Genomic DNA, 16226 nt, shown 5'->3' with positions numbered 1-16226 from the left:
GAGCATGACGCATCGTTACCGCGTAAGCCGACGAACACCGGGGCCGCACTGGCCCCGATGCGGCCGGATCAGTTCCTGAGCTGGACATTCGGCAAGCTTTTAGCAACCAGAGCGGACACTCGCCGCGCCGAGCGTCATATCCGCCAGTGACGCACCTCGCAGTGCCAACACCGGATGACTGGACAGCCGTGCGATCGGCGGTCGACGGCACGATCATCTACTACTTGGCAACCCTGAGGCGGGACCACGGCGGCCGAGCAGTCCGGTGCGGGGAACGGATGTGCAAGCGGCGCGCGCCAGCGAGCGGCGCTAGCTCAACCCCAACCGGTGGGCTTGGGCGATCGCCTGCGGGCGGTCACGAACATGGAGCTTCGCGAACAACGAGTTGATGTGACTCTTCACCGTGCTGATCCCGATGAACAGTTCCTTGGCTATCTCGGAATTGTTGTGGCCCTTGGCCATCAACGTCAGTACATCGAGTTCTCTTGCGCTGAGCCCTAATTCGGCAATGCCGGCGGGAGCCGCGATGGGCGAGGACAGCGAAGCGACGAGCCGCTGGCCCACCTCGGCGGCGAAGGTGGCCTGTCCACCGGCGACCGAGCGGATGGCCGTGGCGATCTCACGCCGTCCCGCGTCCTTCGTCAAATACCCACGCGCACCGGCACGCAACGCGCCCGCGATCGATTCGTCGTCGGCGTAGGTGGTCAGCACGAGCACCGCGGTGCCAGGATGGTCGGCGGTGATCGCGGCGGTGGCGGCGACACCGTCGAGGACCGGCATCCGCAAATCCATCAGCACGACATCGGGCGCGAGACGCTGCACCAACTCGACCGCTTGCGCCCCGTCGCGGGCCTCACCGACCACCTCGATATCCGGCAGCAGCGAAAGCACGGTGGTCAGCCCCTCCCGCACGATGGTCTGATCGTCGGCGACCACCACCGTGATCACCGCCGCGGCACCGTCATTCGCACTCGCCACCGGTCACCCGTCTTTCCCGCCTCGACCGTTCCGCCAAGCGCGCCGATCCGCTCGCGGATACCGAGCAGGCCCGCGCCCATCCCCGAGGCCGACAGTAGCCCGATCCGGTCGGACAGCGCGTTCGATGCGAGCAACTCCACCTGCTCCGCGTCGACCCGCAGCCACAACTCGACCTCCGCGCCCGGCGCGTGCTTACGCGCGTTGGTCAGCGACTCCTGCGCGGCACGGAGCAACGCGACACTCACCTGCGCACCGAGGTGTTGCGTGTCGCCATCCAACCGCAGGCGCACCCGGCCGCCCGCGTTGCGATGTTCGAGCACCAGCCGGTCGAATTCGGTTGGTATATCGACTCTTTCGGCCCGCAACGCACCGACGACCTGCCGTGCGTCGGCGAGCCCCGACACGGCGAGCTCGCGCGAGGCGCGAACCTTGTCGGCGGCTCGTTCGGTCTCACCCGCCTCGAGCAGCGCGTCGGCGGCGTCGAGTTGCAGCACCAGTCCGCCGAGGGTGTGCGCGAGCACGTCGTGCACTTCGCGGGCGATCCGGCCGCGTTCGGCAAGCGTCGCGGCGCGGTCACGTTCCGCACGAATCTCCCGGCTCTGCTCCACCAGCAGCCGGTTCTGCTCGGCGGTGACCCGAAACTGCCTGCGGCTCAATCCGAGTAGCGCGACCAACAGCACACCGGCCAGCATCCCGAGATAGGCGCTCGGGCTGCGATGCGCCGCCACCGACGACACCCCCACCGCGATCACCTCGACACCAATGATCAACGCCCCGAACAGGATCGAGTGCTGCACCAGTGCGAAACACGCGGTCGCGGCGACCAGCAGCGGGACCAGCGAGCCGCTCGACTGCGCGACCGTCAGCCCGCCGAACACCGCCATCACGGCGATGGCGGCCCTGCTCACCCACGGCCGTCCGCCCGGATCCACCGCAAAGATCAGCAGCGCGAGCCCGGCGAGACCGATCATGACCAAGACCGCGATCCCCTGCCGCGCGAGCCCGTCGTCGCGCAGGATGACGCCCATGGCGATGACCCCGGTCAGGCGAAGCAGCCTGCTCGGGGTCGTCGGTGCGGTGTCCGCGCGGGGCGGCATCGACTCAGTCTGCCCGAACCATCGCATGCGGGCCGGTCAGCCGCTCCGCTCGCGTCGCGATCACCAGCATCCGGCCGAGCCGGTTGACCGCGAGCAGCGCGAGGATCGCGCCGACCGAGACAACGGCTTTCGCGCCGAGGCCGACCGCGACCACGTCGACCCCGATGCGCACCGCGATCAGCAGCACCCACAGCGCGGAGGCGAAGGCGCCGGTGCGCACCATCAGTTGCCCATCCTGGCGGCTGAACTTCGACAACACGCCCATCAGCGCGCCGACCGCGAGCCCGAGCACACCCTCGAAGACCAGCAGCGCGATATCCACGGTGTGCACCGCGGGGGCGTTGTCCGAGGACGCGAAGAACGCCACTCCGGCGATGCCGAGAACCAGCGGCCCGCGCCACATCCGGGCCGGATCGAAGGGCCGCCACTGATTCTGGCGGTAGATGATCCAGCCGAGTATCGCGATTACCAGCAGGGCGGTGAGCAAGTTGTTCGAGGTCATGCCCATAACACTCGGGGAATCGCCGGTTATCCGGCACCACCCGGGGGTGGAACGGCGGGTGGAATCCGCCGGACTACCCGACCGGGATCAACTCACCCGGCGCGAACCGGGGCACCGGCGGCGGCACCGGCCGAAAGCCGCGCGGCAAGGCCCGCAGGAACAGGAAGAACAGCGCGACCAACAGCACCGCCCTGCCCCACACCCCGAACTGCACGACCTTTTCCATCTGCTCCGCCGGTCTCCCCGAGCCGAGCGCGTAGAAGTACCTGAACACGCCGATGCCGAGGGCCGCGTCGGCGACGAAGTACGCGACGATCGCCGCCCACGGCACCTCGAGCAGCACCAGGAACGGCACCAGCCACAACGTGTACTGCGGCGAATGCACCTTGTGGAACAACAGGAATCCGCACAGCATCGCGCCGCTCACGCCGACCCACGGGAACACACCCGTCGCGAGGTATCGCCGCCAGCCGAGCCACATGGCGAGCGCGAACGCGGCGAGCACCAGCGCCGGCGAGGCGACCGACACCACCTCCTGGAACAACGCCTCGCTCTGCGCGTCCGCACCGAACAGCGGCCGAAGTCCCCAGTACCAAATGGAATTCGTGGTGATGTCGGCCTGGCGCAACTGCTGGAAGGTGATCGACGCACGCCAGCCCTCGTACCCGGCCAGCGCGAACGGCAGATTCACCGCGATCACCGTGCCGATCGCCGCACCGGCCGTCATGAGCGCGCCGCGCACATCGAGACCCTGGTCGTCGCGATCGCGTTCGACGCCGCCGGTGAGCACGTACGCCAGCAGCGGCAGCACGAAAATCCCTGGATAAAGCTTGAGGCAGAACCCGAGCCCGAGCAGCACCGCGGCCAGAATTCCCCTGGTGCGCAACGAGTATCGGGTCAATGTGGCGACCACGTACACCGCGGCGACCGCCGTGCACACCACGGGAAGTTCCCAATTGTGGAAGGCGTAGAGCACCAGCGGCGGCCCCGCCGCCCACAGCAGCGCCGCGCGGCCGGCGAGCCTGGCCAGCATCCACGCGGTCAGCAACGCGAACGGCGCGAGCAGCAGCGCGGAGTGCAGTAGGAACTCGGCGTCGTTGTCCGCGCCGAGCGCGCCGAGCCACATCAAAGTGCCGCTGAGCACCGGATATTCGACCGCGCCGCCGACCAGTGTCCCGTCCTCGGTGATGCCACCCTGCACATAAGGAAAGACGTGCTCGTTGATGTCGCGGCCGAGCCAGAGGAACTGGATATCGGAGTAACAGACATCCGAATCCTTGGCGACATCGAATACCGTGCTTCGCCCGTCCGCCGTGAACGGTCCGCCCGCACACCGCGCCTTGTTCGCATACCCGAGCATCAACGTGAGCCCGCACAACACCAGCACAACCGCCACCAGCGCCGCGCGACGGGCCACGCGGGGCGCGGTCAGGTCGCTGCTGGCGAGTCCGGTCGGCATGGGGACCACATTAAGCGGCGAGATACGTCAATGCCCGTGTTCCCTCGCCGATGGGATCGATTTCAGTGGTCAGGGGGCGTTCAGGTAGCCTAGTCGGGTTGCTGACGCAACGACCCTCCTGCCACGGAGAGCCCGTGGCCGTTTCCTAGTCCACAGGAGGTGATTGGTCCGTGCGTCATTACGAAGTGATGGTTATCCTCGATCCCAGTCTGGACGAGCGCACCGTAGCCCCGTCTCTCGAGACGATGCTCACCGTGGTTCGTACCGAAGGCGGCAAGGTCGACAAGGTCGATATCTGGGGCCGCCGCAGGCTTGCCTACGAGATCGCCAAGCAGGCCGAGGGCATCTACGCGGTGGTCGATCTGACCGCGGAGCCCGCGACCGTGAGCGAACTCGACCGCCAGCTCGGCCTGAACGAGTCGGTGCTGCGCACCAAGGTTCTGCGCCACGACAAGTAGTCCAGCAACCCTCGATTGCGTCAGTGTCTATCTCTAGGCTCTAGCGCAACAGCGAGACGCGGACTGCACCCCGAGCAGGAGGAACCACATGGCAGGCGACACGGTCATCACCGTCATCGGAAACTTGACGGCCGACCCCGAGCTTCGATTCACGCCCGCGGGAGCGGCGGTGGCTAATTTCACCGTCGCGTCGACACCCCGTGTGTTCGATCGCAATTCGAACGAATGGAAAGACGGCGAAGCGCTGTTCCTGCGCTGCAACATCTGGCGCGAAGCCGCGGAAAATGTCGCCGAAAGTCTGACCCGGGGTTCCCGAGTCATTGTGAGCGGACGGCTCAAGCAGCGCTCCTACGAAACCCGCGAGGGTGAGAAGCGCACGGTCGTCGAGCTCGAGGTCGATGAGGTCGGTCCCTCGCTGCGCTACGCCACCGCGAAGGTCAACAAGACCAGTCGCGGCGGCGGCGGTGGTGGCGGAGGCTTCGGCTCCGGCGGCAGCGGTGGCTCCGGCGGCGGCAGCGCCCCGGCCGGCTCCGGTGGTGGCGGCGGGCGTTCCGGCGGTGCCGAGGACGACCCCTGGGGCAGTGCGCCCGCGGCCGGCTCCTTCGGGGGCGGCGGCCGCGTAGATGACGAACCGCCGTTCTGATAACGGCAACTCATAGGTCTGCCTTGCGTGGACCATCACTGATTACGGAGTAAAAGACCATGCCTAAAGCGCCAGCGCGCGAAAAGGTGCTCAAGAAGAAGGCCTGCGCATTCTGCAAGGAAGCCAAGTCCGGAATCGTCAACATCGATTACAAGGACACGGCACTGCTGCGTAAGTACGTCAGCGATCGCGGCAAGATCCGCGCCCGCCGCGTCACCGGCAACTGCGTGCAGCACCAGCGTGACATCGCGGTTGCCGTCAAGAACTCGCGTGAGGTGGCCCTGCTTCCTTACGTGTCGACGGCTCGCTGAGTAAGGGAGACACGCAAATGAAGTTGATTCTGACTGCAGACGTGGACAACCTCGGTGCGCCCGGCGACACCGTCGAGGTCAAGGACGGCTACGGCCGTAATTTCCTGCTGCCGCGCGGACTGGCGATCGTTGCCAGCCGTGGCGCCGAGAAGCAGGTCGCTGGCATCCGCCGGGCGCAGGACGCGCGCAAGGTGCGCGACCTGGATCACGCCAACGAACTGAAGCAGGCCATCGAGAACCTCGACGCGGTCTCGCTCTCGGTGAAGACGGCGGGCACCGGCAAGCTGTTCGGCTCGGTGACCCAGGCGGACGTCGCCTCGGCCATCAAGTCGGCCGGTGGGCCCGTGGTCGACAAGCGCAGCATCGAGCTGCCGAAGTCGCACATCAAGTCGACCGGCAAGCACGGCGTCGTGGTGCACCTGCACCCGGACGTCGCGGCGAAGTTCGACCTCACGGTCGCTGCCAGCTGATATAGCACTACCGCGAAGGCCACTCCCGTGTTCGGCACGGGGGTGGTCTTCGGCTGTGCGATGCTGCCCACTCTTCTGAGTAACTAATTATTTGCCCGTTGTGCAGCCGTGCCATACGGAACGTTCTCGGCAAATCATCGCTGGTCACCGGGGTTCCCGGTGACGGGCCTGTGGATTACTCAGGAAACCGACCGGTGGCAATGTGATTCAGCTCATACCCGTCACACGTGCTGTTAACCCAACACGCCCGGCTGTTCAACTTGGTCGACACGCCCGACTTTGTTCATCCACACGTGGATAGCTCGGGAAATCGATATCTATCTGCGGGTTTTCGCGGAACGACCTGGGTTTTCCCCAAGTAGTACACAGGGGGTGCACACGGTTAGGTGAACAGTCCCCAAGTTATCCACAGCTGTGTGCACATTAGGGTTTGGCGACCGCTCCTCGGTCGCCTAGGTTCGACGCTACGTCGTGACGAGCGGCCCCGAACGTCCGGATTTCCTGGATATCGCAGCGGTAGCTGGAACTCGCAGGTGGCACCAACCATCGCGCGGGTGGCAACTGCCGCCGCTGCGCCAGACGTGTCGGAGCCCGAGAGTGGGACCAATCATCAATAGGGTGAGCCCGGTAGGTGGAGAGAGGACGGTCGAGTCTCATGGCAGTCGTCGATGACCGAGGGCACGCGAACTATCCGCCCGAACCGCCCGGTGAGGACTTCGGGCGCCAGCCACCGCACGACATGGCGGCCGAGCAGTCCGTGCTCGGCGGCATGCTGCTGAGCAAGGACGCGATCGCCGACGTCATCGAGGTGACGCGCCCCGGCGACTTCTATCGGCCCGCGCACCAGCTCATCTACGACACCATCCTCGACCTGTACGGTCGCGGCGAACCCGCCGACCCGGTGACCGTCTCGGCCGGCCTCGACCGGCGCGGTGAACTGAAACGTATCGGCGGCCCGCCGTACCTCGTCACGCTCACCCAGACCGTCCCCACCGCCGCCAACGCCGGTTTCTACGCCGAGATCGTCGCCGAGAAGGCCATCCTGCGCCGCCTGGTCGAAGCAGGCACCCGCATCGTGCAATTCGGCTACGCGGGTGCCGACGGCCAGGACGTCGCCGAGGTGGTCGACCGCGCCCAGGCCGAGATCTACGAGGTCACCGAACGCCGCACCACCGAAGACTTTCTCCCCCTCGAAGAACTCCTGCAGCCAACGATGGACGAAATCGACTCCATCGCCAGCCGCGGCGGCATCTCGCTCGGCGTCCCCACCGGCTTCACCGAACTAGACGAACTCACCAACGGCCTCCACCCAGGCCAGATGATCATCGTCGCGGCCCGACCCGGCGTCGGTAAGGCCCTCGCCCTCGACACCCCCCTGCCGACTCCCACCGGCTGGACCACCATGGGCGAGGTCCGCGTCGGCGACAAACTCCTCGACGCCAACGGACACCCAACCCGCGTCGTCGCAGCCACCGACATCCTCACCGACCGCCCGTGCTACGAGGTCGAATTCTCCGACGGCACAGTGCTCGTCGCGGACGAGGAACACCAGTGGCTCACCGTCGCCCGCTCCCCAGGGTCTCGGGCGGCAGTACGGACAACTGGCGACATCGTCCACACCCTTCGCTCGGCGGACGACAACCTGAACCACGCTGTGCCCGGCACCGCGCGTTCGGAGTCGCGGCAGATCGTGGACGTCCGCAAAATCGACACGGTCCCCGTGCGGTGCGTCCAGGTCGACAACGGCGACCATCTCTACCTCGCCGGGCAGACCATGGTGCCGACACACAACTCCACCCTCGGTATGGACTTCATGCGGAGCTGCTCGATCAAGCATGGGCTGCCAAGCGTTATTTTCTCACTGGAGATGAGTAAAACCGAAATTGTCATGCGCCTGCTTTCGGCTGAGGCGAAAATCAAGCTCGCCGATATGCGTGCTGGGCGGATGAGTGACGACGACTGGACCAAACTCGCGCGGCGGATGAGTGAAATCAGCGAGGCGCCACTGTTTGTCGACGACTCACCGAACTTGACCATGATGGAGATTCGGGCGAAGGCGCGGCGGCTCAAGCAGCGGCATGATCTGAAACTTGTTGTGGTTGACTACCTCCAGCTGATGTCCTCTGGCAAGAAGGTCGAATCCCGGCAGCAAGAAGTCTCGGAGTTCTCGCGACACCTGAAGCTGCTCGCCAAGGAGCTCGAGGTTCCGGTGATCGCGATCAGCCAGCTGAACCGTGGTCCCGAACAGCGAACAGACAAGCGCCCCATGGTGTCCGACCTTCGCGAGTCGGGTTGCCTGCCTGCGGCTACCCGCATCCTTCGTGCCGACACCGGTGGCGAGACTACCCTCGGCGAGCTCCTCGACAGCGGGGAACAGCCGCTCGTGTGGTCGCTGGATGAGCGCATGCGGATGGTCGCTCGCCCGATGGTCAAGGTGTTCCCCAGCGGGCGCAAGGAAGTGTTCCGGCTGCGCCTCGCCTCCGGACGTGAGGTCGAAGCCACCGGCAACCACCCCTTCCTGACCGTCGACGGCTGGATTCCGCTGGAGAAGCTGGCCATTGACGATCGCCTGGCTACTCCGCGGTTCGTCCCCGAGCCGGTGCAGACGACCAGGATGGCGGAATCCGAAATCATCCTGTTGGCGCACATGATCGGTGATGGTTCCTGCGTCAAGCGCCAGCCGATCCGCTACGCCAGCATCGATGAGGAGAACCTCGCGGCCGTCACCGACGCGGCCACCCATTTCGGCGTCACCGTCGCACGTGACGACTACGCCGCGGCGCGCGTGACAACGCTGCGCTTGCGCGCCCCCGAACGCCTCACCAACGGTAAGCGCAACCCGATCGCCGCATGGCTCGATGAACTGGGCTTGTTCGGCTTGCGCAGCTACGAAAAGTTCGTCCCACAGCCGGTTTTCGCACTCCCCAACGACCAGGTCGCACTGTTCCTCCGGCACCTCTGGGCGACCGACGGCTCGGTGCGCTGGGACGCAAAAGGCAATCAAGCTCGCGTCTACTACGCATCGACAAGCCGCCGCCTCGTCGACGACGTAGCGCAACTGCTGCTTCGCCTCGGTGTACACGGACGAATCAAGCGGGTCCGCAAGTCCGGCTACCGACCCTGCTGGCACCTGCAGATCGATGGCTCGGACAACCAGACCATCTTCCTGCGCGATATCGGGGTGCACGGCGCCCGTGGCAAGGCGGCGGAAGCGGCGCTGATCGAACTGGAGCCGATGGTGCGCAACACCAACGTCGACACCGTGCCCAAGGAAGTCTGGACCAGTGTCCGAGGCTTGCTGTCCACGAAACACATGACGCACCGCGATTTCTCGGCGGCAATGGGTTCGCGCTTCTGTGGCTCGACCATGTGGAAGTGTTCCCCCAGCCGGTCGCGTCTCGCCCGTGTCGCTGCGGTCCTCGATGATGCCGAAATCGAAATGTTGGCCACCAACGACGTCTTTTGGGACAAGGTTGTTGACATCACCAGCCTTGGCGAACAGGACGTTTACGACGGCACCGTCCCAGGCACACATAACTTTGTGGCCCAGGGCATTTCAGTTCACAACAGCCTCGAGCAGGACGCGGACATGGTCATCCTGTTGCATCGCCCGGACGCGATCGAACGAGACGACCCGCGCGGCGGCGAAGCCGACCTGATCGTCGGCAAGCACCGTAATGGCCCGACCGCCACCATTACCGTCGCACACCAGCTGCATTTGAGCCGGTTCGTGGATATGGCGCGCGGCTAGGGGCCGGCAGCCGGTGCTTCTGCACGTTGGTCGGCGGCTGTGACCAGGTTGTCGAGGCGGTGCAGGGCGTTGGTCATGGTGACGATATGGCCGGCGAGGCGGCCGCGTTCGGCGAGTAGTTCGTCGCGTTGGGTGGGGGTGGTGTGGCCGGTGTCGATGCAGGGCAACAGCTTTGCGATGGTGCGGCTGCTGAGGCCGGCCGCGTAGAACAGCTGGAAGATACGTACCCGCTCGACCGCGTCCTCGGTGTAGACGCGCTGGCCGGAGGGGGTGCGCTCGGGGATGAGTAGTTCCTGTTCCTCGTAGTACCGCAGGGCGCGCACGCTGACACCGGCGCGGTGGGCGAGTTCGCCGATTCGCATGAGATGTGCCGTCCTTCACACTGGATCGGCTTGCCTCTCACGCCGACGTCAGGTTTTAGCGTAGCGGTCATGGAACTCGAGAACTCGATCGCACTGGTAACCGGCGCCAATCGCGGCATCGGCCGACGCTTCGTCACCGAACTGCAGAGCCTTGGTGCGGCGAAAATCTATGCGGCAGCCCGCAATCCGGCGGATATCGATCTGCCCGGGGTGGTGCCGATCCAGCTGGATGTCACCGATGATGCGTCCGTCACGGCCGCGGCGGCAGCGGCCGGTGACGTGACGCTGTTGATCAACAACGCCGGTATGTCGACGTACGCGAAACTAGTGGACGGCGCGATGCCCGATATCCGGCAGGAGATGGAGACCAACTACTTCGGCACCTTGCGCATGGTCCGCGCGTTCGCGCCGGTGCTGGCCGCGAACGGCGGTGGCGCGGTGCTCAATGTGCTGTCGGTGATGGCCTGGATGGCCTACGAACATTCCAACAGCTATTCCGCCTCCAAGGCCGCGGCCTGGGCGCTGACCAACGGCATCCGCCTCGAACTCGCGGACCAGGGCACCCAGGTCACCGGACTGGCCATGGCCAGCGTCGATACCGACATGATGGCCGGGATCGACGTCGACAAGACCGACCCGGCCCTGATCGCGCGCCGCGCACTCGACGGTGTGCGAGCAGGCGCCCTGGAGGTGCTGGCCGATGCGCAGACCGTGGCATGGAAGGCGCGCCTCGGCGAGGATCCGGCGCAGCTCTATCCGCAACTCGTCCGCCGAGACAGCGCTCGAGCTCCGCGGTAACGGATCTCAGGAAAAGATCGGGGATTGTCCCGATGGTGGAATTGTCGATGGCTCAATAGGTTCGATGTTGTGAACCGACGAGTTCTGCTGCTCATTACCGCCGGTGGTGCGGCGTTCTTGGTGCCCTGGATCCTGTTCCTCGCGGTAGATCTCCAGGATGGTTACACCACCGGCGAGTGGCGGCTCGCGTGGGTCGGCCTCGATGTGCTGCTGCTCGCCGGTCTTGGTTCCAGCGCCTGGTTGGGGTTCAGGCGTCGGCGCGCCGCGGTGCCGGTGTTGATCGCCACCGCGACAGTACTGTTCTGCGACGCCTGGTTCGATGTTGTCCTCGATTGGTCGAGCGGTGCTCGCTGGAGCAGTCTGCTGATGGCGGTCGGTCTGGAGATCCCGCTCGGACTGTTCCTTTCGCTGCGCGCCCGGCATCTGCTCGGCGCGGACCAGCCGCCGCGCGTGGTCACCGTGCATGACGTCCGCGACATCTTCAACGATCCCGCTCGACAGCGGATCATCGGTGCGCTCGCGCAGGCACCGGCCACGGTGCAGACCGTCGCGGCAAGGCTGCATGCGGATCCGGCCGATGTCGCCGCCGAACTACACACATTGCGTGAGGCAGGATTCGTCCGCTGCGACAACAGTGGCCGGTGGCGCAAGCGTCCACTCGATCTGCGGATGCCGGAGCCGGATCAGATCAGCACGCAGGACTGGGCGGATCTCGGGGCGTGGCAGGACCGGAAGCTGGCCGAGGACTTGCAACTGCTCGCCAACGTCGCTCGACATCCCGAACGCTACGGTCACTGGACCATGGGATCCCGCGGTGGATTACTGCTCACGCGGGAGGAGCTCACGCGATTCTTCGACGAGTACATCGAACTACTCACCCGCTACGGTGCACTCCGCGAGCAGGCGATCGACGTGGCGTCCGATCGGTTCGGCAAACAAGGGGAACTCCGGACGATGGCGGTGCGGTTCTATTTGTTCCCGCAGCGCCTCGGTGAGCCTGCCACGAATTTGTGACTCCACCGCCGCGGTGATGTAATCCACGGACGAGGGGGTGTCCGGATGGGTGATAAGCGCAGGTTTATCGGTCCTGCGAGCATTGTGTGGGCCCTTGTCGCCAGTGTGAGCGCAGTGCTCTTTGTTCTTGGGGTCGTCGATCTCGCGATTCTGCTCGGAATGCGGTTCGGGAATGATGCCGCGGTGGCATTGACGTTGCCGGTCGGCATTGTCGTCGGGATGGTGCTGTGGACGCAGGTGCTCGGCGTCGTGTGGCGTTTTCGGCGTTCGTACCTGCGGCGGTCTGGCGCGCCGATATCCGGGGCGGTGATCGAGTCCGACTATCGGAAGTTGCACAGGGTCAATGGATTCGACCAGCATCGAGTGCGGATAGAGGTGACGTTCACGCATCCCGAAACCGGCGCGGAACATCGCCTGCGAAAGCAGTACCTGTTCATGGAGTTCCGTCAGGGACGGGCAAAGTCGTTGCAGGCCGAGTTCCCGGTGGGCGCCTCGGTTCCGATGCTGGTGCGCAGGCAGTCCGCGGCATTCGATCTCCCGGCACGTCCGGCCTGGATCGATATCTGGTGAGCCTGCTCCGATCGGTCCCGATGGTCGTCGTCGCGCTGACGGTACTTGCCGCATGCGGCACCCCCGAATCCGCGGCACCGCCGAGCTCGACTGCGGCGAAACCCACACCGGCCGTGCACTATTCGTGCGACGCCAACGCCGTTACCGGCCGCGTCTTCACCAGCGATCGCGCACCCGAGCAGCTGTTCGGGGTGTTGATTCCCGAACTGCCGGGCTGGCAGCGCACCGATGTTCCGAGAGTCGGCACCAGCGGATTGGCTATCCAACGTAGAGATCAGCTCCCTGCGGATTTCCACAGTCCCACCGCGATGATCACCGTCAACCAGCTCCCGCCCACCGCGACGGTGCAGGATGCGGTGGACATGATGCGCCGGACGGCACAGGCGACACCTGGCTGGCAGACGCGAGAAGACAGCACGATCAACGTCTGTGGACAGGACGGCGGAAGAGTCACCGGCGTCTTTCCGGCTCCCCAGGTCGAATGGTGGGAAGACCACCGACTCATCGTGTGCGAATGCGGCGGCGCGATCTACCCTGTCTCGCTGGTCGGCCGCGCGAAGGTGCCCGACTTGGACAGCCTTGGGCCGGACCTCGCCACCATCCTCGACAACGTGCAGATCGTGCCGTGAGATCGAGACCTAGTCGGAATCGGGGCGCCCGCTCAGGCCCATAGTTGGGGAGTGCCGACCGCACCGTCGGCCGCGTTGAAGTCGATCCGCAGGTCATCGGGCGTTGCCGTGTAGGGCACCAGCACGTCGACGGCGGGCCCATCCCGGTGTTCGAGAACGGCTTTGATGGCGCTGCCGGTGAACGGCGCGGATACAGTGACGTCGAACACAGTCGCCCTGGCGCGCAAGATGCCCCGGTCGGTTCCGATTTCCAGTGCGCCGGTAACTGTTTGCTCGCTACCGTTCGCGCGCGCTTGGGCGAGTTCGCGGAAAGATTTCCGGCCGGTGCGCTCGATAACCAGCATGAACGGCGCGAAAGAGTCTGACTCCGCGAGGATCTTGGCCGCGGCGTCGACCCCGTCGCGCAGGAGCATGTCGTAGTCGTCCCGCACCTGCGGCGGGGCTTGGGTTCGCCAATCCATTCGGACACACCTTGCTCGAGCGAACTACGCGTCGTTACGCTTTTCCCGGTTGTACGGGGGTTTGCGCATGAGTTTACAAGTCGATCCGGCGGTTCTTCGTCAGGGCGCAACCGAGCTGCGGGTCCAGCGCGGACTTCTCGATGATGTCTTGGCTGGCATCCGTTTCGAGCATTCCCGCCTGCGGGAAGTGTGGTCGGGCCGGGCGGCGGAATATGTGACGGCACTGCTGGATGAACTGGCCCCGCGTATCGGTACCCATATCGATGAGCTGAACCGGCAGGCCACGAGCTTGACCACGGCCGCGGAGAGCTTCGCCGCCAAGGACGAACAGTTCGCAGGCCACATCACCGCGACCACATCGAGTCTGGATCTTCCTTGACCGCTCGGCGTTACGACCTCGATGCCATGCAGGCCTACCTCGATGTACTCGACAAGGCGATCACCGCCGTCGGTGATCACGGTGCGAGGACGAAGAACATCGCCGACGGTGTGCTCGCCCAATTCAGTGGTGCTGCCGCCCAAGCCTTCTCCGACAGCCAGCACGAATGGCTTTCCACCACAACCACACTCGTTGACGAACTGCGCGCGATACGGGACAGGATCGCGCTCGCGCACAGCAACTACCTGCAGGCCGAGCAAGACAACAGGGGCATGCGCTCGTGAAACACCGGGACTTTCGATGACCACAGTTGATGCCGACACCTACTTCCGAGTCGGCGAGGGATTGATCAAGGTGAGCACCGTCCTGGAAGGTGTCCTCCGCTCGCTCGACAAGGGTCTCGACGTCTCGCGATCGGCCGGACTGTATCCGTACGGCGGCCCGGCGTGGGGACGCAGTTTCGACCAATCGGCCACCGACGTGTTCGAGGCCGGTTCGACCGCCGCGATGGCATGCAACGCGCTCGGCATCCAGATCCACACCGCGGGACAGAATCTCGTGCACAGCGAGAACGGCTCGCATCCCGGCACACCCGACCCGGTTCCCGCCACACCGGCGGGGACAACGCTGACCATCAACCTGCACCCCACCCAGCTGTCGGTCGGCGGAACCGAAGGCAATCCCGATCATTGGGAGTTGGTCGAGTCGGAGGTGACCCGGGCATGGGCCGACTGCGACGAGAAGCGAATCGGCGCGGCGGGCACGCTGATGACCTGGTACAGCACCACCACAAAGGATTTCGCGACCCAGCTGTATACCAGCATCACCACCCTCTTCCCCGCCGACGCCCAGCGCGACGACCCGATCCTGGCCACCTACGTCGACGACGCCGGTGCCGTGGCCAGGGCCATCCAGGCCAACTCGGATGGCGCCTCCTACCTCGGCATCGCGTGCACGCAGGTCGCGGCGACGGCTAAATCGGCCAAAGACGATTGCCGCACCTCGCTGAACCTCCTGTCGGGCATCCTTATCACCTACGAGGCGGACAAGCTCGCCGCGGAACGGTTGCCCGCCAGCGACGGAGCACAGGCCGCGATCGATGCCCTGATCACCTCGAACAAGACCGAGTACGCGAAAGCCATCGCCGGCCGTCTCGGCGATATCGAGACCAAGGTCGCCGACGCGGTGAAGTCGAACACCGGGATCTACACGATGGTCAGCAGTGAGACCGCCGATCTCGAGTCGATCCTCGGCCGAACCCCGCGCAGCACCAAATACATCGGCGGTCGCGACGTCCGGCAGAACAGCGCGGCGGGCGACGAGGGGGAAAGGCGCGCGGGCATCGACCCGAACGCGCCGAAACGCAAGATCACGATCGTCGACCGCGACGGCGACGCGCATTCGTCGATCCCCGACCGGATCGACGATGAGAATCACCAGGTCACCGAGGTCAAGAACACCAACGATATCGCCGGTGTGAAGGAACAGCTGCTCATCCAGGAGCAGTGGGCCAGGGACAACGGCTACACGATGACCCTGATCGTCGATCACCGGACCCAGATCAATGATCCCGATATCCAGGGCATGATCGATACCGGACAGATCGAATTGATTCGGATGGAACTGGACGACGGACCACCCAAATGACCATCAGCTATGCACGAATGCCGCACGGGAGCGAGAACGGCGGCACCGAGTGGATGAACGACCTCCCCGCTCGATACAAGGACGGCGAGCGCGGATTCGACCGGCGGATCATGACCGATCTCGCCGCGGTCGGGGTGCCCTGCTACACGCTGGGGGATCTGTCCAACGGTCCGCGCACGATTCCGCCCGGCATCCCGATCTTCGTCGATTGGCTGGCCAATCTCGAGACGCGGATTCCAGGACCGGAGACCGAGCACCGCTCCGCGATCCGGTCCGGACTCATCCGCAACCTCATCGACCCCGCCGCGCGCGGCAATCAAGAGGCCATCGATCTGCTGATCGCGCAGGTGCGCCGCACTCCGCCGATCCCGGAGCGGATGCAGACCTGGGCCTGCGAGGCCTTGCGGCTGATCGCCGGGCCGAAGAACTTCGCCCCCATCGCCGAACTGCTCACGGAATTGCCGGCGGGGACCGCGATGCTCCCGCTGGTCGAGTACCTCGGCAAGGTCAAGACACCTGAATCCCGAGATATCGCGGTGCGCTATCTCGACGGCATTGCCCGCGGCTACGCGATCAAGGCACTGGTCCAGATGAAGGCCACCGGTGTGCGGCACCTGATCGAGCCGCTCGTCGATGACCGAGCTGCCGCGGTGCGCAAGCAGGCCGAGCGGGCTATGCAGAAACTGCCCGCGTGACC

Annotated in this window: 19 protein-coding genes; 13 read left to right on the top strand and 6 right to left on the bottom strand. The window is 65.3% G+C overall.

Going from position 1 to position 16226, the window contains the following annotated elements; all coding sequences use genetic code 11:
• Nucleotides 1-309: 309 nt before the first annotated feature.
• The 4 genes from OG203_RS26205 to OG203_RS26190 all read right to left on the bottom strand — a co-directional run bounded on the left by OG203_RS26205 (nucleotide 310) and on the right by OG203_RS26190 (nucleotide 4036).
• Nucleotides 310-978 carry a response regulator gene (locus tag OG203_RS26205; protein WP_405159921.1) on the bottom strand — a complete coding sequence of 223 codons (669 nt, stop codon included), beginning with the start codon at nucleotides 976-978 and terminating at the stop codon, nucleotides 310-312.
• Nucleotides 945-2075 (bottom strand): sensor histidine kinase, encoded by a 1131-nt coding sequence (locus tag OG203_RS26200; protein ID WP_405159920.1) that lies wholly within the window; start codon nucleotides 2073-2075, stop codon nucleotides 945-947. The genes OG203_RS26205 and OG203_RS26200 overlap by 34 nt, the downstream gene beginning before the upstream one ends.
• Before the next feature lie 4 nt (nucleotides 2076-2079).
• Nucleotides 2080-2577: a hypothetical protein gene (locus tag OG203_RS26195; RefSeq protein ID WP_405159919.1), complete on the bottom strand. Its 498-nt coding sequence runs from the start codon at nucleotides 2575-2577 to the stop codon at nucleotides 2080-2082.
• Nucleotides 2578-2650: 73 nt separating this feature from the next.
• Nucleotides 2651-4036, bottom strand: coding sequence for a hypothetical protein (locus OG203_RS26190; RefSeq protein WP_405159918.1), 1386 nt, complete (start codon nucleotides 4034-4036; stop codon nucleotides 2651-2653).
• A 170-nt stretch (nucleotides 4037-4206) separates the two neighbouring features.
• Between OG203_RS26190 and rpsF the strand changes: the two genes are divergently transcribed.
• The 5 genes from rpsF to OG203_RS26165 all read left to right on the top strand — a co-directional run bounded on the left by rpsF (nucleotide 4207) and on the right by OG203_RS26165 (nucleotide 9669).
• The gene (gene rpsF, locus OG203_RS26185) at nucleotides 4207-4494 is read left to right on the top strand and encodes a 30S ribosomal protein S6 (protein ID WP_150400327.1); all 288 of its coding nucleotides are present in this window, start codon (nucleotides 4207-4209) and stop codon (nucleotides 4492-4494) included.
• Nucleotides 4495-4582: 88 nt separating this feature from the next.
• Nucleotides 4583-5137, top strand: a complete 555-nt coding sequence (locus OG203_RS26180; RefSeq protein ID WP_405159917.1) for a single-stranded DNA-binding protein — start codon at nucleotides 4583-4585, stop codon at nucleotides 5135-5137.
• Nucleotides 5138-5196: 59 nt separating this feature from the next.
• Nucleotides 5197-5448 carry a 30S ribosomal protein S18 gene (gene rpsR / locus OG203_RS26175; protein WP_014989074.1) on the top strand — a complete coding sequence of 84 codons (252 nt, stop codon included), beginning with the start codon at nucleotides 5197-5199 and terminating at the stop codon, nucleotides 5446-5448.
• A gap of 17 nt (nucleotides 5449-5465) precedes the next feature.
• Nucleotides 5466-5918 carry a 50S ribosomal protein L9 gene (gene rplI / locus OG203_RS26170; protein ID WP_405159916.1) on the top strand — a complete coding sequence of 151 codons (453 nt, stop codon included), beginning with the start codon at nucleotides 5466-5468 and terminating at the stop codon, nucleotides 5916-5918.
• A gap of 655 nt (nucleotides 5919-6573) precedes the next feature.
• Nucleotides 6574-9669, top strand: coding sequence for a replicative DNA helicase (locus OG203_RS26165; protein WP_405159915.1), 3096 nt, complete (start codon nucleotides 6574-6576; stop codon nucleotides 9667-9669).
• Here the strand turns inward: OG203_RS26165 and OG203_RS26160 are convergent.
• Nucleotides 9666-10031 carry a MerR family transcriptional regulator gene (locus tag OG203_RS26160; RefSeq protein ID WP_405159914.1) on the bottom strand — a complete coding sequence of 122 codons (366 nt, stop codon included), beginning with the start codon at nucleotides 10029-10031 and terminating at the stop codon, nucleotides 9666-9668. The genes OG203_RS26165 and OG203_RS26160 overlap by 4 nt on opposite strands.
• Before the next feature lie 69 nt (nucleotides 10032-10100).
• Between OG203_RS26160 and OG203_RS26155 the strand changes: the two genes are divergently transcribed.
• From OG203_RS26155 to OG203_RS26140, 4 genes are all read left to right on the top strand, one after another.
• Entirely contained in the window at nucleotides 10101-10829 is a 729-nt protein-coding gene (locus OG203_RS26155; protein WP_405168006.1) for an SDR family oxidoreductase, read from the top strand.
• Nucleotides 10830-10898: 69 nt separating this feature from the next.
• A complete protein-coding gene (locus OG203_RS26150; RefSeq protein ID WP_405159913.1) occupies nucleotides 10899-11843 on the top strand; it encodes an ArsR/SmtB family transcription factor in 945 nt (314 codons plus the stop codon).
• A 114-nt stretch (nucleotides 11844-11957) separates the two neighbouring features.
• On the top strand, nucleotides 11958-12413 hold the full coding sequence (locus OG203_RS26145) for a hypothetical protein (protein WP_405159912.1): 456 nt from the start codon (nucleotides 11958-11960) through the stop codon (nucleotides 12411-12413).
• Nucleotides 12410-13042: a hypothetical protein gene (locus OG203_RS26140; protein ID WP_405159911.1), complete on the top strand. Its 633-nt coding sequence runs from the start codon at nucleotides 12410-12412 to the stop codon at nucleotides 13040-13042. Before OG203_RS26145 ends, OG203_RS26140 begins: the two co-directional genes overlap by 4 nt.
• Before the next feature lie 32 nt (nucleotides 13043-13074).
• On the opposite strand, the gene OG203_RS26135 is transcribed toward OG203_RS26140, so the two are convergent.
• Nucleotides 13075-13503 carry a hypothetical protein gene (locus OG203_RS26135; protein WP_405159910.1) on the bottom strand — a complete coding sequence of 143 codons (429 nt, stop codon included), beginning with the start codon at nucleotides 13501-13503 and terminating at the stop codon, nucleotides 13075-13077.
• Nucleotides 13504-13552: 49 nt separating this feature from the next.
• On the opposite strand from OG203_RS26135, the gene OG203_RS26130 reads away from it, so the two are divergent.
• Genes OG203_RS26130 through OG203_RS26115 form a run of 4 tightly spaced genes read left to right on the top strand, consistent with a single transcriptional unit; the run spans nucleotide 13553 to nucleotide 16224 of the window.
• Nucleotides 13553-13882 (top strand): WXG100 family type VII secretion target, encoded by a 330-nt coding sequence (locus tag OG203_RS26130; RefSeq protein ID WP_405159909.1) that lies wholly within the window; start codon nucleotides 13553-13555, stop codon nucleotides 13880-13882.
• Nucleotides 13879-14166: a WXG100 family type VII secretion target gene (locus OG203_RS26125; protein WP_405159908.1), complete on the top strand. Its 288-nt coding sequence runs from the start codon at nucleotides 13879-13881 to the stop codon at nucleotides 14164-14166. The genes OG203_RS26130 and OG203_RS26125 overlap by 4 nt, the downstream gene beginning before the upstream one ends.
• 16 nt (nucleotides 14167-14182) lie before the next feature.
• Nucleotides 14183-15529, top strand: a complete 1347-nt coding sequence (locus tag OG203_RS26120) for a putative toxin (RefSeq protein WP_405159907.1) — start codon at nucleotides 14183-14185, stop codon at nucleotides 15527-15529.
• Complete coding sequence (locus tag OG203_RS26115; RefSeq protein ID WP_405159906.1) at nucleotides 15526-16224, top strand: HEAT repeat domain-containing protein; 699 nt, start codon at nucleotides 15526-15528, stop codon at nucleotides 16222-16224. Before OG203_RS26120 ends, OG203_RS26115 begins: the two co-directional genes overlap by 4 nt.
• Nucleotides 16225-16226 lie beyond the last annotated feature (2 nt).

Source organism: Nocardia sp. NBC_01499, assembly GCF_045040275.1.
GTDB lineage: Bacteria > Actinomycetota > Actinomycetes > Mycobacteriales > Mycobacteriaceae > Nocardia.
Note: the sequence above shows the minus strand (reverse complement) of the source record. Positions and strands in the feature narration are given on the sequence as shown.

Bases quoted from the DNA above. Each gene is read 5' to 3' on its own strand.
- OG203_RS26200 (WP_405159920.1), bottom strand. From the start codon at position 2,075: ATGCCGCCCCGCGCGGACACCGCACCGACGACCCCGAGCAGGCTGCTT.
- OG203_RS26195 (WP_405159919.1), bottom strand. From the start codon at position 2,577: ATGACCTCGAACAACTTGCTCACCGCCCTGCTGGTAATCGCGATACTC.
- OG203_RS26190 (WP_405159918.1), bottom strand. From the start codon at position 4,036: ATGCCGACCGGACTCGCCAGCAGCGACCTGACCGCGCCCCGCGTGGCC.
- OG203_RS26180 (WP_405159917.1), top strand. From the start codon at position 4,583: ATGGCAGGCGACACGGTCATCACCGTCATCGGAAACTTGACGGCCGAC.
- rpsR (WP_014989074.1), top strand. From the start codon at position 5,197: ATGCCTAAAGCGCCAGCGCGCGAAAAGGTGCTCAAGAAGAAGGCCTGC.
- rplI (WP_405159916.1), top strand. From the start codon at position 5,466: ATGAAGTTGATTCTGACTGCAGACGTGGACAACCTCGGTGCGCCCGGC.
- OG203_RS26165 (WP_405159915.1), top strand. From the start codon at position 6,574: ATGGCAGTCGTCGATGACCGAGGGCACGCGAACTATCCGCCCGAACCG.
- OG203_RS26160 (WP_405159914.1), bottom strand. From the start codon at position 10,031: ATGCGAATCGGCGAACTCGCCCACCGCGCCGGTGTCAGCGTGCGCGCC.
- OG203_RS26155 (WP_405168006.1), top strand. From the start codon at position 10,101: ATGGAACTCGAGAACTCGATCGCACTGGTAACCGGCGCCAATCGCGGC.
- OG203_RS26135 (WP_405159910.1), bottom strand. From the start codon at position 13,503: ATGGATTGGCGAACCCAAGCCCCGCCGCAGGTGCGGGACGACTACGAC.
- OG203_RS26120 (WP_405159907.1), top strand. From the start codon at position 14,183: ATGACCACAGTTGATGCCGACACCTACTTCCGAGTCGGCGAGGGATTG.
- OG203_RS26115 (WP_405159906.1), top strand. From the start codon at position 15,526: ATGACCATCAGCTATGCACGAATGCCGCACGGGAGCGAGAACGGCGGC.